Origin of the sequence: Streptomyces sp. NBC_00057 (assembly GCF_045041165.1) — a bacterium.
Classification (GTDB): Bacteria; Actinomycetota; Actinomycetes; order Streptomycetales; family Streptomycetaceae; genus Streptomyces.
Map to the genome: position 1 here is coordinate 2778252 of NZ_CP108256.1, position 19842 is coordinate 2798093.

22 protein-coding genes and 1 pseudogene are annotated in these 19842 nt (G+C 69.5%); 6 read left to right on the plus strand and 17 right to left on the minus strand.

The window, feature by feature from the left end; translation table 11 throughout:
• Positions 1-82: 82 nt before the first annotated feature.
• The 8 genes from rnc to OG953_RS12870 all read right to left on the minus strand — a co-directional run bounded on the left by rnc (position 83) and on the right by OG953_RS12870 (position 8723).
• Complete coding sequence (gene rnc, locus OG953_RS12835) at positions 83-907, minus strand: ribonuclease III (RefSeq protein WP_329836320.1); 825 nt, start codon at positions 905-907, stop codon at positions 83-85.
• Positions 908-926: 19 nt separating this feature from the next.
• Entirely contained in the window at positions 927-1100 is a 174-nt protein-coding gene (gene rpmF / locus OG953_RS12840; RefSeq protein ID WP_003965982.1) for a 50S ribosomal protein L32, read from the minus strand.
• 2 nt (positions 1101-1102) lie between these two features.
• The gene (locus tag OG953_RS12845) at positions 1103-1771 is read right to left on the minus strand and encodes a YceD family protein (protein ID WP_405684260.1); all 669 of its coding nucleotides are present in this window, start codon (positions 1769-1771) and stop codon (positions 1103-1105) included.
• Positions 1772-1918: 147 nt separating this feature from the next.
• The gene (locus tag OG953_RS12850; RefSeq protein WP_405684262.1) at positions 1919-2992 is read right to left on the minus strand and encodes a cell division initiation protein; all 1074 of its coding nucleotides are present in this window, start codon (positions 2990-2992) and stop codon (positions 1919-1921) included.
• 99 nt (positions 2993-3091) lie between these two features.
• Entirely contained in the window at positions 3092-3571 is a 480-nt protein-coding gene (gene coaD / locus OG953_RS12855; protein WP_189279123.1) for a pantetheine-phosphate adenylyltransferase, read from the minus strand.
• 29 nt (positions 3572-3600) lie between these two features.
• Entirely contained in the window at positions 3601-4182 is a 582-nt protein-coding gene (rsmD, locus tag OG953_RS12860; RefSeq protein WP_405684263.1) for a 16S rRNA (guanine(966)-N(2))-methyltransferase RsmD, read from the minus strand.
• Between the two features lie 96 nt (positions 4183-4278).
• Entirely contained in the window at positions 4279-6543 is a 2265-nt protein-coding gene (gene recG, locus OG953_RS12865) for an ATP-dependent DNA helicase RecG (RefSeq protein ID WP_405684264.1), read from the minus strand.
• A gap of 566 nt (positions 6544-7109) precedes the next feature.
• The gene (locus OG953_RS12870; protein WP_405684265.1) at positions 7110-8723 is read right to left on the minus strand and encodes a DAK2 domain-containing protein; all 1614 of its coding nucleotides are present in this window, start codon (positions 8721-8723) and stop codon (positions 7110-7112) included.
• Positions 8724-8981: 258 nt separating this feature from the next.
• Here OG953_RS12870 and rpmB point away from each other — a divergent pair, with 258 nt between their 5' ends.
• Entirely contained in the window at positions 8982-9167 is a 186-nt protein-coding gene (rpmB, locus tag OG953_RS12875) for a 50S ribosomal protein L28 (RefSeq protein ID WP_030928661.1), read from the plus strand.
• Positions 9168-9299: 132 nt separating this feature from the next.
• Here the strand turns inward: rpmB and OG953_RS12880 are convergent.
• Positions 9300-9455 (minus strand): annotated as a pseudogene (locus tag OG953_RS12880) (bifunctional hydroxymethylpyrimidine kinase/phosphomethylpyrimidine kinase); the annotation flags it as partial.
• Between the two features lie 10 nt (positions 9456-9465).
• Positions 9466-10437 (minus strand): thiamine-phosphate kinase, encoded by a 972-nt coding sequence (locus tag OG953_RS12885; protein ID WP_405684266.1) that lies wholly within the window; start codon positions 10435-10437, stop codon positions 9466-9468.
• Between the two features lie 323 nt (positions 10438-10760).
• On the opposite strand from OG953_RS12885, the gene OG953_RS12890 reads away from it, so the two are divergent.
• Positions 10761-10994 carry an Lrp/AsnC family transcriptional regulator gene (locus OG953_RS12890; protein ID WP_093899132.1) on the plus strand — a complete coding sequence of 78 codons (234 nt, stop codon included), beginning with the start codon at positions 10761-10763 and terminating at the stop codon, positions 10992-10994.
• Positions 10995-11014: 20 nt separating this feature from the next.
• Complete coding sequence (locus tag OG953_RS12895) at positions 11015-11503, plus strand: DUF3515 domain-containing protein (protein WP_405684267.1); 489 nt, start codon at positions 11015-11017, stop codon at positions 11501-11503.
• Between the two features lie 52 nt (positions 11504-11555).
• Here the strand turns inward: OG953_RS12895 and OG953_RS12900 are convergent, their stop codons facing one another.
• The 3 genes from OG953_RS12900 to OG953_RS12910 all read right to left on the minus strand — a co-directional run bounded on the left by OG953_RS12900 (position 11556) and on the right by OG953_RS12910 (position 14588).
• A complete protein-coding gene (locus OG953_RS12900; RefSeq protein ID WP_405684269.1) occupies positions 11556-12713 on the minus strand; it encodes a D-alanine--D-alanine ligase family protein in 1158 nt (385 codons plus the stop codon).
• Between the two features lie 115 nt (positions 12714-12828).
• Positions 12829-13839: an NAD(P)H-dependent glycerol-3-phosphate dehydrogenase gene (locus OG953_RS12905; RefSeq protein WP_405684271.1), complete on the minus strand. Its 1011-nt coding sequence runs from the start codon at positions 13837-13839 to the stop codon at positions 12829-12831.
• Positions 13836-14588 (minus strand): lysophospholipid acyltransferase family protein, encoded by a 753-nt coding sequence (locus OG953_RS12910; RefSeq protein ID WP_405684273.1) that lies wholly within the window; start codon positions 14586-14588, stop codon positions 13836-13838. Before OG953_RS12910 ends, OG953_RS12905 begins: the two co-directional genes overlap by 4 nt.
• A 150-nt stretch (positions 14589-14738) precedes the next feature.
• Between OG953_RS12910 and cofC the strand changes: the two genes are divergently transcribed.
• Both cofC and OG953_RS12920 read left to right on the plus strand, forming a co-directional pair.
• Positions 14739-15422, plus strand: a complete 684-nt coding sequence (cofC, locus tag OG953_RS12915; protein WP_405684275.1) for a 2-phospho-L-lactate guanylyltransferase — start codon at positions 14739-14741, stop codon at positions 15420-15422.
• Between the two features lie 10 nt (positions 15423-15432).
• Entirely contained in the window at positions 15433-15636 is a 204-nt protein-coding gene (locus tag OG953_RS12920) for a hypothetical protein (protein WP_093899138.1), read from the plus strand.
• A 91-nt stretch (positions 15637-15727) separates the two neighbouring features.
• Here the strand turns inward: OG953_RS12920 and OG953_RS12925 are convergent, their stop codons facing one another.
• From OG953_RS12925 to leuC, 4 genes are all read right to left on the minus strand, one after another.
• On the minus strand, positions 15728-16396 hold the full coding sequence (locus tag OG953_RS12925; RefSeq protein ID WP_405684276.1) for an HU family DNA-binding protein: 669 nt from the start codon (positions 16394-16396) through the stop codon (positions 15728-15730).
• A gap of 143 nt (positions 16397-16539) precedes the next feature.
• Positions 16540-16767, minus strand: a complete 228-nt coding sequence (locus tag OG953_RS12930) for a hypothetical protein (RefSeq protein ID WP_072487271.1) — start codon at positions 16765-16767, stop codon at positions 16540-16542.
• Between the two features lie 104 nt (positions 16768-16871).
• The gene (gene leuD, locus OG953_RS12935) at positions 16872-17465 is read right to left on the minus strand and encodes a 3-isopropylmalate dehydratase small subunit (RefSeq protein ID WP_405684278.1); all 594 of its coding nucleotides are present in this window, start codon (positions 17463-17465) and stop codon (positions 16872-16874) included.
• A gap of 5 nt (positions 17466-17470) precedes the next feature.
• Positions 17471-18895 (minus strand): 3-isopropylmalate dehydratase large subunit, encoded by a 1425-nt coding sequence (leuC, locus tag OG953_RS12940; RefSeq protein WP_405684279.1) that lies wholly within the window; start codon positions 18893-18895, stop codon positions 17471-17473.
• Positions 18896-19069: 174 nt separating this feature from the next.
• Here leuC and ndgR point away from each other — a divergent pair, with 174 nt between their 5' ends.
• Positions 19070-19786: an IclR family transcriptional regulator NdgR gene (gene ndgR, locus OG953_RS12945; RefSeq protein ID WP_014048551.1), complete on the plus strand. Its 717-nt coding sequence runs from the start codon at positions 19070-19072 to the stop codon at positions 19784-19786.
• Positions 19787-19842: the final 56 nt, after the last annotated feature.

Here is a 19842-nt window from a genome sequence, read left to right on the forward strand (position 1 = left end):
TGAAGAAGTGAACTGGAGAGATGAAAAGGATATCCGGGCAGGAAAAACCCCTCGGTGCGCAGGGCACCGAGGGGTTCTCGGGTCAGGCCGGAGCGACGTCCGTGGACGGCGACGGGTTGGCAGGGGTGTCGGCGGCCCCTCCGTCGGCAGCGGCCTTCGCCGCAGCCTCCCGCGCCTCCGCGGCGGCGCTGATCTCGCGCCAGGCGGACTCCGCCGCCTGCTGCTCCGCTTCCTTCTTGCTACGGCCGGTGCCGGTGCCGTACGAGACACCACCGACGCGAGCAGCAGCAGTAAAGGTCTTCTCGTGGTCCGGACCGGTCTCCGTGACGAGGTACTCGGGGACGCCGAGGCTCTCGCTCGCGGTGAGTTCCTGGAGGCTGGTCTTCCAGTCCAGGCCGGCGCCGAGGTTCGAGGACCTGTCGATCAACGGGTCGAAGAGCCGGTGGACCAGCTCCGAGGCCGCGCTGAGACCCTGGTCGAGGTAGACCGCGCCGATCACCGCTTCAAGGGTGTCGGCGAGGATGGATGCCTTGTCCCTGCCGCCCGTGCCCTCTTCACCGCGGCCGAGCCGGATGAAGGAGCCGAGTTCGAGGCCGCGGCCCACCTCCGCAAGTGCACGCGAGTTGACCACCGCGGCCCGCAACTTGGCCAGCTGGCCTTCGGGCAGGTCGGGGTGGGTGCGGTACAGCGTGTCCGTGACCACCAGGCCGAGTACCGAATCCCCGAGGAATTCGAGTCGCTCGTTGGTGGGCAGACCGCCGTTCTCGTATGCGTACGAACGATGGGTCAGCGCACGCACCAGAAGGGCGGACTCGAGGTGATACCCGAGCCGCCCTTCCAGAAGCGTGTGGGACGAGGCTGTGTTGACGTTGTCTGCCTGCTTCTTGGCGTTGGACAACTCAGACATCGGGCCTCTCACCAGCCGCTCAGACCTCGAGGACCTGGCGCTTGTTGTACGTGCCGCAGCTGGGGCACGCGATGTGCTGCAGCTTCGGCTCCTGGCAACGCTCACACGAAACCAGGGTGGGGACCGCAGCCTTCCACTGCGACCGGCGGTGGCGCGTGTTGCTGCGCGACATCTTCCGCTTCGGAACAGCCACGGCTACTTCTCCTGCTTCTCGTCGACGCCCGCTTCGGCGCCGCCCATGTTGTCCTTCTCGCCGTCCTGAACGGTGTCGGCGAGTCCTTGCAATGCCGCCCAACGGATGTCGACGGCATCGTGGTGGTGACCGGGGTTCTCGTCCAGCCTGATTCCGCATTCGGAACACAGACCGGCACAGGACTCCCGGCACACCGGCTGCATCGGCAGTGCGAGCACCACCGCATCGCGCAGCACTGGTTCGAGGTCGAACAGGCCGTCCTCGATGAAGAACCTGTCCTCGTCGTCCTCGGCGTCGTCGGCCGGCTCCGCTTTGCTGCGGCCCCGGTCATCGGCGTCAGGGTACGAGAACATCTCCTGGAAGTCCGCCACAACCTCTTGGCGCAGCGGCTCCAGACACCTTACGCACTCCCCCTCGACCGACGCACGGGCGGTGCCTGTGACAAGCACCCCTTCCATGACCGATTCGAGGCGGAGGTCCAGCTCCACGGGTGCGCCTTCCGGCACACCGATGACCCCGTCGATGCCGAGGGCTGGTGAACCGGGTGCGTCCACCGAGCGGGTCAGCCGCTGGAGGGCACCGGGACGCCGACCCAGCTCGTGCGTGTCGAACACGAGGGGGTTTCGGTGGTCGAGGTGGCCGTTCAGAGCTTTTCCTGCTTTCGAAATCATGTGCATCGCGCATTGTGGGGAGGGCCGACCGGATTCGGATTCGAAACGGGCAGCCGGGATCGCGGACATACGCGCGACCGAACAGCCAGGATACTGGACGCGCCGCCCAGCTCCCAATCCGGTCCGCCCCGGCTCTCTGCCGCCCGGTCAGCGCTCCTGTTCGTACCGGCGGAGCTGGTCCAGATCGATCATGCTGGTGTCGAACAGGCTGGTCTCGTCGAGGGCGCTCTCGCCCTGCGGCCGGAGCGCCTGCTGGGGCTGCATGGGCTGCTGCTGCCAGCCGTCGTACCCCTGGACCGGAATCTGGGCCTGGCTCTGGTCGTAGCCCTGCTGCTGATAGGCGGCGTACGGGTCCGGCTGCTGCTGGTACCCGTAGACGTCCTGCTGCGGCTGCTCCTGGTACGCGTACGTCTCCGCGTAGCTCGGCTGGGCCTGGGCGGGGAAGTGCGGCTGGACCTGCTGGTGCACCGGCTGCGGCTCCGGGGCGGCGAGCTCGGCGAGGCCGGCCCAGTGGTCCTCGTCGCTCATGTGCCCCTGGTTGCCCGCCGCGTCCTGGGCGGCCACGTGCGCGCCGAGTTCGTCGGTGGCGACCCGGCCGTGCAGCTTCTGCCGGCCTCGGCCGACCGCTTCCAGGGTCGTGGCGAGCACGGCCTCGAAGGCGCCGAGCTTGGTGTCCACGTATTCGTCGGCGCGGCGCTGGAGCGTGGCCGGGTCGGTGCTGCGCTCCGGGGCCTCGGCGAAGTCCGGGTCCTCGTACCCCTGCTCGTCGAAGGCCTGGCCACGGCCGAGGAGCTTCTCGCGGCCGCGGTCGACGGAACCGATGGTCTTGGTGAGGACGACCTCGAAGTTGGCGAGCTTGCTGTCGACGTACTCGTCCGCCTCGGCGCGGACCTCGGCGGCCTCCCGGCGGGCCTCGTCGAGAATGCGGTCGGCCTCGGTCTGGGACTGCCGGGCGATCTCGGTGTCGGAGACCAGTGAGCCGCGCTGGGCGTGGGCGGTCTCGATGATCCGCTCGGCCTCCTGACGGGCCTGCTCGACCATCTGCTCCCGACCGCCGATGAGCTCCTGGGCATGGGCGAGCGAGCCGGGCAGGGCCTCGCGCACCTCTTCGAGCATCGCGAGCAGCTCGGCGCGGTTGACCACGCACGAAGCCGACATGGGCATGGACCGGGCGCTCCCGACCGCCTCGACGATCTCGTCGAGCTTCTTCTGCACGTCCACCGTGTGCTCGCCACTCTCTACAGCCGATTTGGAGACGGACGGGACGACTGTACGGCCAGTCGGCGCCCGCCCGACACCTGGTGACGGTTCGTCAGCTCTTCAGCGCTGAGCGAGGCGTTCGGTGAGGGCTTCATGGACCACCGGGGGCAGCAGGTGGGAGACGTCGCCGCCCCAGGTGGCGACCTCCTTGACCAGGGAGGACGACAGGAAGCTGTAGGTGGGATTGGTCGGCACGAAGAGCGTTTCGACGCCGGAGAGGCCGTTGTTCATCTGGGCCATCTGCAGCTCGTAGTCGAAGTCGCTGACGGCCCGCAGGCCCTTCACGATCGCCGGGATGTCGCGCTGCTTGCAGAAGTCGACCAGGAGACCGTGGAAGGACTCGACCTCGACGTTGCCGAAGTCCGCGGTGACCTGGCGGATCAGGTCGATCCGCTCGTCGACCGTGAACAGGCCCTTCTTGGACTGGTTGATCATCACCGCGACATGTACGACGTCGTACAGCTTCGAGGCGCGGCCAATGATGTCGAGGTGTCCATTGGTGATGGGGTCGAATGACCCCGGACAGACGGCACGGCGCAACTTGGTCCCCTCGCTCTCCGGTCCGGTCATCATGCGTCTTCGCACGTAGAGGCGGCGCGACCGTACCAAAGCGTTCCCTCGCCGTAGCGACGGGTCCGCAGTGGCTCGAATCCCTTGGGCCAGTTGAATTCTCCGCCTCTCGTGCTGCGTTCCACGGTGACGAGGGCGTCGACTGTGAGCCACCCCTGGGCACGGAGTGTGAGCAGTATCTCGCCGAGATCGTCGTCGGTCACGGCGTACGGCGGGTCCAGGAACACCACGTCGTACGGCTCCGCGGGCGCCGGTCCCGTCACGATCTGTTCGGCTTTGCCGGTACGGACTTCGGCGCCGGGCAGGCCGAGTGTGCGGACGTTGTCCCGGACGGTGCGGACGGCCTTGGGGTCGGCCTCGACGAGCAGGGCGTGGACAGCGCCGCGGGAGAGTGCCTCCAGGCCGACGGCACCGGAACCCGCGTACAGATCCGCGATACGAGTGCCGTGGAGGCTGCCCAGGAGGGCTTCCCAGGTGGAGAAGAGGCCCTCACGTGCACGGTCGGAGGTGGGGCGGGTGCCGGTGCCGGGCGGGACGGCCAGGCGGCGTCCGCCGGCCGAGCCGGCGATCACGCGGGTCATGGATGTCTGGTCCTCGGTTCGTGGGCGGCCCACAGGATGCTGCGGCGCCGTGCCACCCACGATATGGCGTCGTGGCGGATGGGGCCCGCGCACCCGTCACCCCTTGTCGAGGTACTGTTCGCGCTCCTTGTCGAGCAGCGCGTCCAGCGCGATCCGCAGCTCGGGCAGGTGTTCCAGCTCCGGGTCGGCGGCGACGATCGTGGCGGCCTCCTCGCGGGCGGCGGCGATGACCTCCTCGTCGTCGATGACGGTGAGCATCCGCAGCGAGGAGCGGACCCCGGACTGCGCCTGGCCGAGGACATCGCCCTCGCGGCGCTGTTCGAGGTCGATCCGGGACAGCTCGAAGCCGTCGAGGGTGGCGGCGACGGCGGAGAGCCGGGCGCGGGCGGGGCTGGCCTCGTGGGCCTCGCTGACCAGCAGACAGAGTCCAGGGGCGGAGCCGCGGCCGACCCGGCCGCGCAGTTGGTGGAGCTGGGAGACCCCGAACCGGTCGGCGTCCATGATCACCATGGCAGTGGCATTGGGGACGTTGACCCCGACCTCGATGACGGTGGTGGCGACGAGGACGTCGACCTGGCCCGCGGCGAAGCGGCGCATCACGTCGTCCTTGTCGTCGGGGTTCATCCTGCCGTGCAGCACCTCGACGCGCAGACCGGTGAGCGGGCCCTTGGCGAGCTGTTCGGCGATCTCCAGGACGGCAAGGGGCGGGCGCTTCTCGCCGTCGTCCTCGGCCGCCTTCTTCTTCTTGCCCGCCGCCTCGTCCTCGGCGTCGTCGCCGATGCGGGGGCAGACCACATAGGCCTGGTGCCCGTTCTCCACTTCCTCGCGGACCCGTTCCCAGGCGCGGCTGAGGAAGTGCGGCTTGTCCTTGGCGGGTACGACATGGCTGGCGATCGGTGAGCGGCCGGCCGGCAGCTGGTCCAGTACGGACGTCTCCAGGTCGCCAAAGACGGTCATGGCGACCGTACGGGGAATGGGGGTCGCGGTCATGACCAGCAGATGCGGCGGCTGCTTTCCCTTGGAGCGCAAGGCGTCGCGCTGTTCCACCCCGAAGCGGTGCTGTTCGTCGACGACGACCAGGCCCAGGTCGTGGAACTGCACCTTGTCCTCGATCAGCGCATGTGTGCCGATCACGATCCCGGCCTCGCCGGTCACGAGGTCGAGCAGGGCCTGGCGGCGGGCCGCGACGCCCATGGAGCCGGTGAGCAGCACCACCTTCGTCCCCTGCTCGGAGCCGCCGAGCGCCCGCCCGTCGTCCGACCGCCGCCCCTCCTGAGGGGGCGCTTCGCGCCACAGTCCCCAGTTCTCGGCCAGCTCGCCCATCATTTCGGTGATGGAGCGGTGGTGCTGCTGAGCAAGCACTTCGGTGGGCGCGAGCATGGCGGCCTGCCCGCCAGCGTCGACGACGCCGAGCATCGCGCGCAGCGCGACCATGGTCTTCCCGGACCCGACCTCGCCCTGGAGGAGCCGGTGCATCGGGTGCTCGGTCGCCAGGTCGTCGAAGATCTCCTCGGAGACCTTCCGCTGTCCCTCGGTGAGGGTGAAGGGCAGCTTGGCGTCGAAGGCGTCGAGCAGTCCGCCGGACCTGGGTCTGCGGGCCACTGCCGGGAGCTGGGTGTCGGCGTATCTGCGGCGGGCCAGCGCGACCTGGAGGACGAAGGCCTCGTCCCACTTCAGCCGGTCCCTGGCCTGCGCGATGTCCGCCTTGGTCTGCGGGCGGTGGACCTTCAGCAGCGCTTCCGGGAGTGGAGTGAACCCGCGGCCCTCGCGCAGACTCGGCGGCAGCGGGTCGACGGCCTCCCGCGCGCTGGGCAGCACGGCGTCGACGGCCTTGGCGATCCGCCACGAGTCCAGCTGCTTGCAGGCCGGGTAGATCGGCAGCAGCCGCCCGGCGAATGCGTCCACCGCTTCCGTGGCCTCGGCCCCGTCGATGGACTCGGCGTCCAGCAGCTGGTACGTGGGGTGGGCCAGCTGCATCTTCCGGTTGAAGACGGAGACCTTGCCCGCGAACATCGCCCGCCGGCCCGGCAACAGCTCCTTGTGCGGTTTGTGGACGCCATGGCCGAAGAAGACCAGCTGGAGGCGGCCGTTGCCGTCGGTGAGGGTCACTTCGAGGCGCTTGCCGCGGCCGTTGTTGAACATCATGATGCGTGCGTCGGCGACCTGGGCGACCACCGTCACATGCTCGTCCAGCGGAAGGTCGGTCAGCGCCGTGAGCCGACCGCGCTCCTCGTACCGCCGGGGGTAGTGGTGCAGCAGATCACCGACCGTATGCAGGTCGAGGTGTTCGGCCATCACCTTCGCGGTGGCTCCGCCGAGCAGCTTCTTGAGGGGTTCATCGAACGCAGACACGCGATCCATTGCACACCACACCACTGACAGATGTCCGCCGGGCACCACGTGGAACACCGGAATCCGCTGGTCGGAATTGTCGCCACGCCCCCAGGACCGGCTCCCACGCTTCCGGCTCGCGATCACCTCTCACGGATTCCGTCGCCCGCCGGGCCGCCGAGCCGGACGGGGCAGCGGCCGGGCTGCCGTTCCACCGGACCGGCGAGCTGATCCCATGTCCGCGAGGGCGAGCCGGGTGAGGCACCTGGGTTCGAAGAGGCGCTCGCGTACGTGCACCGGGCGGTCGCCGGCTTCGCGGAGGCCGGGCCCGGCTTCCCCGGCCTGCGCACGGCCTCCGATCTGACGGCCGCCTGGCCGGAGGCGGACCTGAACCGCCCGGACGCGGCCCGGGCACGGGCCCGCAGCGTCCTCGATGCGTACGGGGACGAGGAACGGCGCAAGATGGGAAGTACGTGGCCAAGAATCCAAGCCCGTCCGGGGCTTGAGGACAGTCTCCCACCCGCGCGTCCGATGCACAGGTGCAGAAATCAAGCCCGCCCGGTGCTTGAGGACACCCGCGCCGGCCGCGCGCCGCCCTACTCCACCCCGATCAGCAGCGGAGCGCACTGGAGGCCGCCCCGGTACACCACCGTGTCGACCGCCAGATAGCCCTCCCGTACGTGCTCCTCCAGCTCGTCGGCCAGGCTGTCGGGGACGTCCTCGCCAAGGACCAGGGTGACCAGTTCACCGCCCGCCGCCAGCATGCGGTCCAGCACGTTCCGGGCCGTTTCCGGTACGTCCTCGCCGATGACCGCGACATCGCCGTCGATCAGGCCCAGGATGTCGCCGGCCTGGCAGATACCCGCCATGGTCCAGGACTGCCGCTCGGCGACGGCCAGTTCGGCGTAGCGGGTGGCACCGGCCGCGGCGGTCATCGCCACCACGTCCTCGTCGAAGCTGCGGTCGGGTTCGTGGACGGCGAGGGCCGCGATGCCCTGGACGGCGGCCCGGGTCGGGATCAGGGCGACCCGGACACCCTCCGCGCGGGCCTGTTCGGCGGCGGCAGCGGCGGTGTGGCGCAGCTCCGCGTCGTTGGGCAGCAGAACCACCTCGCGGGCGTGCGCCCGGCGGATCGCGTCGACCAGTTCGCCGCTGGCAGGCGGCTCCCCGGGGCGGGCCAGGACCGTCGTCGCCCCGGCCTCCTTGCACAGGCCGCGGAGCCCGTCGCCGGGGACCACCACGACGACCGCGCGCTGCACGGGTTCGGTGGGGGGGTGTACCCGGTCCGCGCCAAAGTGGGTGATCCGGATGCGGTGCGGCCGCCCCGCCTCGACACCGGCCTCCACCGCCGCACCCGCGTCGTCGACATGCACATGGACGTTCCACAGCCCGTCGCCGCCCACCACTACGAGCGAGTCGCCGAGCCCGTCGAGCCGGGTCCGCAGCCGGTCCACGGCGTCGTCCGTGGCCTCCAGCAGGTAGATGACCTCGAAGGCCGGTCCGCCCTCCGCGCAGTCCTGCAGCACAGGGACCACGGTCGCGGGCACAGCCACGTATGTGCGCTCGGGAGCCCGCCCGGAGACCGCTTCGACGAGCGCCCCGAGCACCGTCACCAGACCCCGTCCGCCGGCGTCCACGACGCCCGCCCGTCCGAGGACGGCGAGCTGTCCGGGCGTCGCTTCCAGGGCCGTCCGCGCTCCCTCGTACGCCGCCCGTGCGACCGCCGCGGTTCCGGCGTCGTCCGCCGCGCGTCCGGCGGCCTCGGCGGCTGCGGTGGCCACGGTCAGCACGGTGCCCTCGACGGGGTGGGCGACGGCCTGCCGGGCGGCTGCGGCGGCTCCGGTGAGCGCCCGGCGCAGATGGTCCGCGTCGTGCCCGTCGGCCAGCGCCCCTGCCATCCCGCGCAACAGCTGGGCCAGGATCGTGCCGGAGTTTCCGCGCGCACCGATCAGTGCTCCGTGCGCCATGGCCCGTATCGCGTCGGCGGCGACGGGCACGGTCGTACCGGTCTCATGGGCGGCGAAGACCGCTTCGACGGCCTGGGTCGCGGACTCCACGGTGAGATAGAGGTTCGTACCGGTGTCCCCGTCGGCGACGGGGTAGACGTTGATCGCGTCGATCGCCTCGCGCTCCCGGCCCAGTGCCTCCAGGGCCAGTGAGCACCAGGTACGCACCGCGACGGCGTCCATGTCGTCGGCGGTCTGCGGCACCTGTCGGTCCTCCTCGAAATCGGCCGTGGACGGCCGGCTGCACCGCAGAGTAGCCCCGTGCCGCCGGTCCGGCAGGGACAGGGGCGGGACAGGAGGCGGCGGAACCCATGGTAGTTTCGTTCCACCGACGCAGCCGTTGTATGCTGCTTCGGTTGCCCGATGAGAGTCGGGCCATTCCTCCGGTACCGCCACTTCAGTCAAATGAATCCGGCGCGCCGGAATTCACTGTAAGTGCACCTGAAGTCTTTGGAGTGACCCGTGGCTGCCAACTGCGACGTCTGCGGCAAGGGGCCGGGCTTCGGCAACAACATTTCGCACTCGCACCGCCGTACGTCCCGTCGCTGGAATCCCAACATCCAGCGCGTGCGTGCCGTGGTCGGTCGGACGCCGAAGCGGCTCAACGTCTGCACCTCGTGCATCAAGGCCGGCAAGGTCGCGCGCTGACGTTCCCGTCGTAGCGCAGCCTTCCGGTTGCCCAAAAAGCCGGTCCACCTCGGTGGACCGGCTTTTTGCTGTGCTCCTGGGGCCCTCACACGGTGCGCGTCAGCCAGCCGTGGTCGACGGGCTCGCCGGGCAGATGCCCGTCTGGGCCGTGACGGCGGTCAGCACGCTCACTCCGCGCACACCGAACGCCGGCATCGTCCTCGGCTCGGCCTGAATGCCCGCACCGCCGCCGGAATCGGAACCGGCGACGGTGAGTACACGGGCGGATACAGCAACAGATGGGGACACCCGCCGAAATCTAGTGGGCGTCCTCGATGTCCCCGAAATGGTCCCAGCCGCCCTTGCTGGTCCAGGGCGCCCCGTCGACCGTCACCTGCGGCAGCGCCGAGGGGTTGAGGACTTCGCCGATCACCTTCCAGCGGGCGGGCAGCTTCACGTCCGGCGGGAAAGTGGCGACAATCGCGTGGTCCTCTCCCCCGGTCAGCACCCACTGCAGCGGGTCCACGCCGACGGCCTGCCCGATGTCGGACATCTGCGAGGGGATGTCGATGAGTCCGGAGCGCAGATCGATCCGGACCTTGCTGGCCTCGGCGATGTGCCCGAGGTCGGCGACGAGTCCGTCGCTCACGTCCGTCATCGCGGTGGCGCCGAGTCCGGCGGCCGCGGGGCCTGCGTGGTACGGCGGTTCGGGGCGCCGGTGGGCCTCGACGAAGGCGCGGGGTGAGCGGAAGCCGCGGGAGAGCACGGCGTATCCGGCAGCGGACCAGCCGAGCCAGCCGGTGACGGCGACGACGTCGCCGGGCTGGGCGCCGGACCGGGTGACCGGTTCATGGTTGCGCAGATCGCCGAGTGCGGTGATCGAGACGGTGATCGTCTCGCCGCGCACCACATCGCCGCCGACCACGGCCGCGCCGGCGACCTGGCACTCGTCACGGATGCCGTCCATCAGCTCGCCGGCCCAGGTGACCGGGAGTTCGGCGGGGACGACCAGGCCGAGCAGCAGCGCGGTGGGCACGGCGCCCATGGCGGCGATGTCGGCGAGATTCTGGGCGGCGGCCTTGCGGCCGACGTCGTACGCCGTCGACCAGTCGCGACGGAAGTGCCGTCCCTCCAACAGGATGTCCGTACTGGCCACGACCCTGCGGTCGGGAGCGGACACGACCGCGGCGTCGTCGCCGGGGCCGAGCCGTACCGCCGGAGTGGTGGTGAGCCGGGAAGTGAGCTCCCTGATGAGCCCGAACTCCCCCAACTCGCCCACGGTTCCCTTCACCGAGTCTCACCTCTCATCTATCGCCCCGGACGATCGTCCGGGCTGCTTCAGCGGCCGGGGGTCCGGATCGTGGACCGGCCGCCGCCGCAGGGAGCAGTCTGCACCGGTTCTCATCGGCATGCCTGTCCCCCTTTCGCACCGCTGCACTTGCGGTCGCGGGCCGTCACTGCTGTCGGTACTGTCAAGAGATACGTCAACTTGTGTCTTGCGTGCGCCACGCTGTGGACGTCAACCGCCCCGTAGGTCTCCCCGCGGCCCGCGGCAACGCGATACCGTGGCGTCCCTTTCCCCCACATGATCCTCGTGGCCGCCCTGGAGGTTCCGTGGTACAGGCGTACATCCTTATTCAGACCGAGGTGGGCAAGGCGTCGACCGTCGCCGAGACCATCGCCAAAGTTCCGGGAGTGATCCAGGCAGAGGACGTCACCGGCCCCTATGACGTGATCGTGCGCGCCCAGGCCGACACTGTCGATGAACTCGGCCGCATGGTGGTCGCCAAGGTCCAGCAAGTGGAAGGCATCACCAGAACCCTGACCTGCCCGGTCGTTCATCTGTAGCCCCCGTCTACGCTGGGCCGGTGACATCATTGCGCCGCCGGTTCCGCCACCCCGTGTTTCTCGGTCCGTCCGTTGCCGCGCTGCTGCTGGCCGCGGCGGGCTGCTCCTCAACGGACGCCGCGGCGTCGATCACGGTTCCCACGCCACCGCCGGAAGCCGCAGCCTACTGCCGTGCACTGCACAAGGAGCTGCCGAAGACCGTTGCCGGACTCGACCGCGGTGACACCGGGACGAAGTCCGAACTGACCGCCGAGTGGGGGGACGGAGCGATCGTACTGCGCTGCGGTGTCCCCCGGCCCGCGAAGATGGACGACCCCATGGCCAAGGGGGTCGAGGCGGACGGCGTCAACTGGCTGCTGGAGCAGCCGGAAGACGCCGGTCCGCGTTTTACGACGACCTACCGCAAGGCGTACGTCGAGGTGAGCCTGTCCACGGCGTACGCGCATGACGCGAGCCCGTTGGCCGCGTTCGGCCCGGCCGTCCGGAAGACGGTTCCCAGCAGCCTGTAGAGCGTGCGCTCCCGTTCCGGAGCGCACGCCCTACGGCCCGGGTCTCGTCTTCTCAGCGCAGGCCGGTCGGCCGGTTCAACGCGGCCTGGATCAGCCGGTCCACCAGCTCCTGGTAGCTCACGCCGCTCTCCTGCCACATCCGCGGGTACATGGAGATCGGGGTGAAACCCGGCAGCGTATTGATCTCGTTGATCACGAAGCTGCCGTCCTCGGTGAGGAAGAAGTCGGCCCGCACCAGGCCCTCGCAGGACACGGCTTCGAAGGCGTCGACCGCCAGCCGCTGGACCTCGGCCGTCTGCTCCTCGGTGAGCGGGGCGGGCACGATCCCGGAGGCCGAGTCGATGTACTTGGCCTCGAAGTCGTAGAAGTCGTGCGAGGTCACCGGCGGGATCTCGGCGGGCACGCTGGCGCGCGGTCCGTCCTCGAACTCCAGCACCCCGCACTCGATCTCGCGGCCACGCAGCAGCGACTCGACCAGGAACTTGGGGTCGTGGCGGCGGGCTTCCTCGATCGCATCGTCGAGACCGGCGAGATCGTCGACCTTGGTGATACCGATCGACGAGCCGGCCCGTGCGGGCTTGATGAAGAGCGGCCAGCCGTGGTCACCGGCGAAGTCCACGATGCGCTTGCGGGCAGCGGAGGGGTCCGTGTCCCATTCGCGGGGACGTACCACGACGTACGGGCCGACCGGCAGCCCGAACGAGGTGAAGACCCGCTTCATGTACTCCTTGTCCTGGCCGACCGCCGAGGCGAGCACCCCGGCGCCGACGTACGGCACACCCGAGAGCTCCAGGAGCCCCTGAAGGGTGCCGTCCTCGCCGTACGGGCCGTGCAGCACGGGGAAGACGACGTCGACCTCGCCGAGCGCTTTGGGGACCGAGCCGGGCTCGCTGTACACCACTTCACGGCTGCCGGGGTCGACGGAGAGCACCACGCTGCCCTCGGCGGACTCGGCCAGCTCGGCCACGTCCGGCATCTTCCGGTCCGCGATGGCCATGCGCTCGGGCTCGTCGGCGGTGAGCGCCCAGCGGCCGTCCGTCGTGATGCCGATCGGCAGGACGTCGTACTTCGTCCGGTCGATGGCGTTCAGGACGGCGCCGGCCGTGACGATCGAGATGCCGTGTTCGGAGCTGCGGCCGCCGAACACGACGGCCACGCGCGGCTTGCGGAGCTGCTGCTCCGGGCTCTGGGGGAGGTTCTCGCTGCTCATATCGCGTTGAGCGTACCTGCTGGTACCACTCGCGTCAGCGTGGCCGGGGCCGCTGGAGCGATACGCAAACGTTCACCGGCTTGCGCGCCCTTCAGGTCCTCCCCCGGCGAACCCGTCAGCGTCGCTCGGGCTTCGCGCTGCGCGACATCAGCTCGCCCAGTGCGACCATCGGCGGCTTACCCTCGTGGACGATGCCGACGACCGTCTCGGTGATGGGCATGTCGACGCCATGCCTGCGCGCCAGATCGAGCACGGATTCACAGGACTTGACGCCCTCGGCGGTCTGCTTGGTGACCGCGATCGTCTCCTGGAGCGTCATTCCGCGGCCGAGGTTGGTGCCGAAGGTGTGGTTGCGCGAGAGCGGCGAGGAGCAGGTCGCCACCAGGTCGCCGAGGCCCGCGAGTCCGGAGAACGTCAGGGGGTCGGCGCCCATGGCGAGGCCGAGCCGGGTGGTCTCGGCGAGACCGCGGGTGATGAGCGAGCCCTTGGCGTTGTCACCGAGGCCCATGCCGTCGGCGATGCCCACGGCGAGACCGATGACGTTCTTGACCGCGCCGCCGAGTTCGGCGCCGACCACATCGGTGATGGTGTACGGGCGGAAGTACGGGGTGTGGCAGGCGGCCTGGAGGCGACGGGCCACCGACTCGTCCTGGCAGGCGACGACGGCCGCGGCGGGGCGTCGCTCGGCGATCTCCTTGGCCAGGTTGGGGCCGGTGATGACGGCGATGCGGTCCGCGCCGACCTTGGTGACGTCCTCGATGACCTCGCTCATCCGCTTGGCGGTGCCGAGTTCGACCCCCTTCATCATCGAGACGAGGACGGTGTCCGGTTCGAGGTGCGGGGCCCAGTCGGCGAGGTTGGCACGCAGCGTCTGCGACGGCACGACGAGCACGGCGAAGTCGGCACCGCGCAGCGCCTCGGCGGCGTCGGTGGTGGCCCTGATGGATTCGGGGAGCTCAATTCCCGGCAGATAGTCTGGGTTGGTACGGGTGGTGTTGACAGCCTCGGCAACTTCGGCGCGACGGCCCCAGAGGGTGACCTCGCAGCCGGCGTCGGCGAGAACCACGCCGAAGGCCGTACCCCATGAGCCGGTTCCGAAGACGGCTGCCTTTGCGGGGTGCGTCACTTGGGTCCCTTTCCTTCGGCCTTGCGCCGCTGTTCTGCACGGGCCTGGCGGTGGTCGTACGGCTCCGCGGGCGCCTTCTCGCCCCGCACGATCTCCAGCTGCGTGGTCACCGCCGCCATGATGGCCTCGGTCGCCTCGCGCAGGACGTCCGGCGTCGGATCCTCGTCGTAGAACCGGGAGAGGTCGACGGGCGGTCCGGCCTGCACCTGAAGGGTCTTGCGGGGGAAGAGCCGGAGCTTGTTCTCCTTGGCGTACGGCGGCATGACCAGGTTGGCGCCCCACTGGGCGACCGGGATGACGGGGGCCTTCGTCATCAACGCAACGCGGGCCGCACCGGTCTTGCCGGCCATCGGCCACAAGTCGGGGTCGCGGGTGAGGGTGCCCTCCGGGTAGAAGGCGACGCATTCACCGCGCTCGATGGCGTCGACGGCGGCCCTGAAGGCGTCCAGCGCATTGGTCGTCTCGCGGTACACGGGGATCTGTCCGGTGCCGCGCAGCATCATTCCGACAAAGGGGGTCTTGAAGAGGCCCGCCTTCGCGAGAAGCCGCGGCACCCGTCCGGTGTTGTACTGGAAGTGACCGTAGGAAAGCGGGTCCAGATAGGAGTTGTGATTGACCGCAGTGATGAATCCGCCGTCGGCCGGAATGTGTTCCATTCCCCGCCAGTCGCGCTTGAACAGAACCACCAACGGCGGTTTTGCGATGACCGCCGCCAGGCGGTACCAGAAGCCGATTCTGCGGCGGGACACTCGGACACCTTCCTCTAAGGACCTGACTACTGCCTGGCTACCGACCGGTCAAGTCTCGCCCCAGGCCCCTGCTCTGTCGAGAACACCGTACGCCCCGCTTTCGGGACCGAACCTCCGGGTTCTCGCACCGGCAGGCGAGAATAAGCGGCGATGCGCATCGAGAGGCAGATCGCCACGAACACCGCCCCGGCCGGTCCTTGGTCGCTGGTCGTCCCGTTGAAGCCTTTGGCGCGGGCCAAGAGCAGGCTCGCGCCTGCGACGGGCGCCGCGCTGCGCCCGCGGCTCGCCCTCGCCTTCGCACGGGACACCGTGGCCGCCGCCCTGTCGTGCCCAGCGGTACGGGATGTGGTGGTCGTCACGGACGACACGGAGGCCGGGGCGGCTCTCGCGGCCCTCGGAGCGCGAATCGTTCCCGACGAACCGGACCGCGGGCTCAACGCCGCCCTGGCGCACGGTGAGCGGACCGTGCGGGCCGAGCGGCCAGGGGCGGCTCTCGCCGCCCTCAATGCGGATCTGCCCGCGCTGCGCCCCGGAGAATTGGCCCGGGTACTCAATTTTTCCGCCGCATTTCCCCGCGCATTTGTCACCGATTCGGCTGGAATCGGTACAACATTTCTGTCGGCTGCGCCGGGAGTGGAATTGCGACCGGCTTTCGGCGGTTCTTCCCGGGCCCGACATCTGGACTCCGGAGCGGTGGAAATCAGCCTGACCGGCATCGATTCGGTCCGCCAGGACGTGGACACCGGCGACGATCTGCGGGCGGCCCTGACCCTGGGCGTCGGCCCGCACACGGCGGGGCGCTGGGCCGCCGGAGCGCCCCTCGGGGACCGATAGGCTGCCGTTCATGCAGGCGACCTCGTACACGTACGACCCCGAGACGCGCACCGGCAGTGTGCTCCTCGACGACGGCACCCCGGTGGAATTCGACGCCCGGGCCTTCGACGCCGGCGGTCTGCGGCTGCTGCGTCCGGGGCAGCGGGTGCGGATCGAGGTCACCGGCGAGGGCGCGGATCTACGGATCACGCTGGTGACGCTGCAGACGTTCTGAACGGCTCCGCACACTGCCCACAACAGCCCGCGGGCCGGGCTCCCCGAGGGGAGCCCGGCCCGGCGCGTGAGTAGCCCTGCGCTGCTCGGCCTCACTTCTTCCGTGCAGTGGCCTTCTTCGCCGTGGTCTTGCGCGCCGTGGCCTTCTTCGCGGGAGCCTTCTTCGCCACGGCCTTCTTGGCGGGCGCGGTCTTGGCGGCGACGGCCTTCTTGGCGGCCGTCGTCTTCTTCGCCGCCGCGGCGGTGGTCTTCTTCGCGGCCGCTGCCGTGGTCTTCTTGGCCGCCGTGGTGGTCTTCTTCGCGGTGGTCTTCTTCGCAGCAGCGGTCTTCGCCGCGGTCACGGTCTTCCTGGCGGTGACCTTCTTCGCCACGGCCTTCTTGGCGGCGGCCTTCTTGGCCGCGGCCTTGGTCGTCGCACGGGCAACACCGCCCGTGAGGCTGCCCTTGGGCGCCTTCTTCACGGCCACCTCGCCCTTGGGGAGCTTCTTCGAGCCGCTCACCAGGTCCTTGAAGCCCTGTCCTGCACGGAAACGGGGCACCGAGGTCTTCTTGACCCGCACCCGCTCACCCGTCTGCGGGTTGCGGGCGTAGCGGGCGGGGCGGTCGACCTTCTCGAACGAGCCGAAGCCGGTGACCGATACCCGGTCCCCCGCGACAACCGCACGGACGATCGCGTCGAGCACCGCATCGACGGCGTCGGCGGCCTGCTGACGGCCGCCGACCTTGTCGGCAATCGCTTCTACGAGCTGCGCCTTGTTCACGTCTTCCCCTTCGGAGACATTGCCAGAACGAAAGTGTTCAAGCGTTTTCGCACGTTAGGCAGATATATACCGCAAATCAAACACGAAACGGGCTAATCACCCTAGTGCCGCAACGAAGTCGACCGCCGCACAGTTCCGCAGAGTCAGTCACCTTCGGGGAATCGGCCCTCATCGAGGTCCTTCATCAACCGGTCCAGACGCCTTGCCGCATCCGGGAGATCGTGCTTAGCCGCGGCCGTGATGACCAACAGCTTCCGGGACAGCGCCATCCTTACGCCCTCCGGGACTTGCAGTGCGCGCACTCTTGTGTGCGCTTCCTTCAATCGGTCGGCGACTTGGCCGTAAAGCTTGAGTTGGCTGTCGCGTTCCATGCACCGATTGTGCCATCTGGGGCGAGTTGTCGCCCGACGGGGTCTCAACAAGCGACTGCGCCCCCTACCAGATGGTGGGGGGCGCAGTCCTGGAAACGCGCTGCTCAGGCGTTAATTGTACGCGGCTTGAAGGTCGGCCTTGCCACCTCATAAGTCGCGATGTCCGCTTCGTTCTGAAGGGTGAGACTGATGTCGTCCAGCCCGTTCAGCAGTCGCCAGCGGGCATTCTCGTCGAGCTCGAAGTCGGCCGTGATGCCCTCGGCGCGGACCTGGCGCGCCTCCAGGTCGACGGTGATCTCGACCGTCGGGTCGGCCTCGGTCAGCTCCCAGAGCGCGTCGACGACCTTCTGGTCGAGGACGACGGTCAACAGCCCGTTCTTCAGCGAGTTGCCCCGGAAGATGTCGGCGAACCGGGAGGAGATCACGGCCTTGAAACCGTAGTTCTGCAGCGCCCACACGGCGTGTTCGCGGGACGATCCGGTACCGAAGTCCGGACCGGCCACCAGCACCGTGGCGCCGCTGCGCTCCGGGCGGTTGAGGACGAAGTTCGCGTCCTTGCGCCAGGCCTCGAAGAGTCCGTCCTCGAAGCCGTCGCGGGTGACCTTCTTCAGCCAGTGGGCGGGGATGATCTGGTCGGTGTCGACGTTGCTCCGGCGCAGCGGGACGGCCCGGCCGGTGTGCGTGGTGAAAGCTTCCATGATTCTCAGACTCCGGCAGGCGTACGGGCGTCGGACAGGTCGGCCGGCGAGGCCAGGTGGCCCAGCACGGCGGTGGCGGCGGCGACCTGCGGGGAGACCAGGTGCGTACGGCCGCCCTTGCCCTGCCGTCCCTCGAAGTTGCGGTTCGAGGTGGAGGCGGAGCGCTCGCCGGGGGCCAGCTGGTCGGGGTTCATGCCGAGACACATCGAGCAGCCCGCGTGCCGCCATTCGGCGCCTGCGGCGGTGAAGACCTTGTCCAGGCCCTCCTCGACGGCCTGCAGGGCGACCCGGACCGAGCCCGGGACGACCAGCATCCGTACGCCTCCCGCGACTTTGCGGCCGTCCAGGATCGCGGCGGCATTACGCAGGTCCTCGATCCGGCCGTTGGTGCAGGAGCCTACGAAGACGGTGTCCACGTTGATCTCGCGCAGCGGCTGCCCGGCGGTCAACCCCATGTATTCCAGGGCCTTTTCGGCGGCATTGCGCTCCGAGGCGTCCTCGTACGAAGCCGGGTCGGGGACGTTGGCCGAGAGGGGCGCGCCCTGGCCGGGGTTGGTGCCCCAGGTGACGAACGGCGCCAGTTCGGCGGCGTCGATGACGACCTCGGCGTCGAAGACCACGTCGTCGTCCGTGCGCAGCGTCTTCCAGTACGCGACGGCGGCGTCCCAGTCCTCGCCCTGCGGGGCGTGGTCGCGGCCCTTCAGGTAGTCGAAGGTGGTCTCGTCCGGGGCGATCATGCCTGCCCGGGCACCGGCCTCGATCGACATGTTGCAGATGGTCATCCGGGCTTCCATCGAGAGCTTCTCGATGGCCGAGCCGCGGTATTCGAGGATGTAGCCCTGGCCGCCGCCGGTGCCGATCCGGGCGATGATCGCGAGGATCAGGTCCTTGGCCGTGACGCCGTCGGGCAGTTCGCCGTCGATGGTGATCGCCATCGTCTTCGGGCGGGCCATCGGCAGCGTCTGGGTGGCCAGCACGTGCTCGACCTGGCTGGTGCCGATGCCGAATGCCAGCGCGCCGAACGCACCGTGTGTGGAGGTGTGGGAGTCGCCGCAGACGACCGTGGTGCCGGGCTGGGTCAGCCCCAGCTGCGGGCCGACCACATGCACGACGCCCTGCTCGACGTCGCCCAGCGGGTGCAGCCGTACACCGAACTCCGCACAGTTCTTGCGCAGCGTCTCCAACTGGGCACGGGAGACCGGGTCGGCGATGGGCTTGTCGATGTCGAGGGTCGGGGTGTTGTGATCCTCGGTGGCGATGGTGAGGTCGAGGCGCCGCACCCGGCGTCCGGCCTGACGGAGGCCGTCGAAGGCCTGGGGGCTGGTCACCTCGTGCAGCAGGTGCAGATCGATGAAGAGGAGGTCGGGCTCGCCTTCGGCGCGCCGGACGACATGGTCGTCCCAGACCTTCTCCGCGAGTGTCCTACCCATCGCTTTCCCTCCGGCCGGCGTCTTCGCCGGCCCAACTAGAGATTCGGTGCGCCGCCGTCCGGACCCCCGTGCGGGGCGGTGGCTGCGGGCCGTTGTGTGGCCGCCCCTACAGGTTCGCAACTTCCGCCGAAAATTGAACTTGCGTTTCACAGAGTGAGACGGGAGTATCGTCGTATGGACAACTCTAGCGGCGTCGGCGTTCTCGACAAGGCAGCTCTGGTATTGAGCGCCCTGGAGTCCGGTCCGGCCACCCTCGCCGGGCTGGTCGCGGCGACCGGGCTCGCACGACCCACGGCACATCGACTGGCCGTGGCACTCGAACACCACCGCATGGTGGCGAGGGACATGCAGGGCCGTTTCATTCTCGGCCCCCGGCTGGCGGAACTGGCGGCGGCGGCGGGTGAGGACCGCTTGCTGGCCACGGCGGGACCGGTGCTCACTCACCTCCGTGACATCACCGGCGAGAGCGCGCAGCTCTACCGGCGACAGGGCGACATGCGGATCTGCGTGGCGGCGGCAGAGCGGCTGTCCGGTCTGCGGGACACCGTGCCGGTCGGCTCCACGCTCACCATGAAGGCCGGCTCGTCGGCCCAGATCCTGATGGCCTGGGAGGAGCCGGAGCGCCTGCACCGCGGCCTCCAGGGCGCCCGTTTCACGGCGACGGCACTCTCGGGCGTACGGCGCAGGGGCTGGGCCCAGTCGATCGGCGAGCGCGAGCCGGGCGTCGCCTCGGTCTCGGCGCCGGTGCGCGGCCCCTCGAACCGGGTGGTCGCCGCCGTCTCGGTCTCCGGACCGATCGAGCGGCTGACCCGGCACCCCGGCCGGATGCACGCCCAGGCGGTCATCGACTCGGCGGCCAGGCTCAGCGAGGCCCTGCGCCGCACCGGCTGACGTACACGGAAAAAAGCCCTGGCCGCCCCAGCGTCGTGGCGGCCTCTCTCAGTACC

What these genes read in the sequence shown, in the direction of transcription:
- OG953_RS12900 (WP_405684269.1), bottom strand. Translation starts at nt 12,713, where the DNA reads ATGAGCAGCGAGAACCTCCCCCAGAGCCCGGAGCAGCAGCTCCGCAAG.
- ndgR (WP_014048551.1), top strand. Translation starts at nt 19,070, where the DNA reads ATGGACAACTCTAGCGGCGTCGGCGTTCTCGACAAGGCAGCTCTGGTA.
- leuC (WP_405684279.1), bottom strand. Translation starts at nt 18,895, where the DNA reads ATGGGTAGGACACTCGCGGAGAAGGTCTGGGACGACCATGTCGTCCGG.
- recG (WP_405684264.1), bottom strand. Translation starts at nt 6,543, where the DNA reads ATGGATCGCGTGTCTGCGTTCGATGAACCCCTCAAGAAGCTGCTCGGC.
- leuD (WP_405684278.1), bottom strand. Translation starts at nt 17,465, where the DNA reads ATGGAAGCTTTCACCACGCACACCGGCCGGGCCGTCCCGCTGCGCCGG.
- rnc (WP_329836320.1), bottom strand. Translation starts at nt 907, where the DNA reads ATGTCTGAGTTGTCCAACGCCAAGAAGCAGGCAGACAACGTCAACACA.
- rsmD (WP_405684263.1), bottom strand. Translation starts at nt 4,182, where the DNA reads ATGACCCGCGTGATCGCCGGCTCGGCCGGCGGACGCCGCCTGGCCGTC.
- cofC (WP_405684275.1), top strand. Translation starts at nt 14,739, where the DNA reads ATGCGCATCGAGAGGCAGATCGCCACGAACACCGCCCCGGCCGGTCCT.
- OG953_RS12920 (WP_093899138.1), top strand. Translation starts at nt 15,433, where the DNA reads ATGCAGGCGACCTCGTACACGTACGACCCCGAGACGCGCACCGGCAGT.
- OG953_RS12930 (WP_072487271.1), bottom strand. Translation starts at nt 16,767, where the DNA reads ATGGAACGCGACAGCCAACTCAAGCTTTACGGCCAAGTCGCCGACCGA.
- OG953_RS12845 (WP_405684260.1), bottom strand. Translation starts at nt 1,771, where the DNA reads ATGATTTCGAAAGCAGGAAAAGCTCTGAACGGCCACCTCGACCACCGA.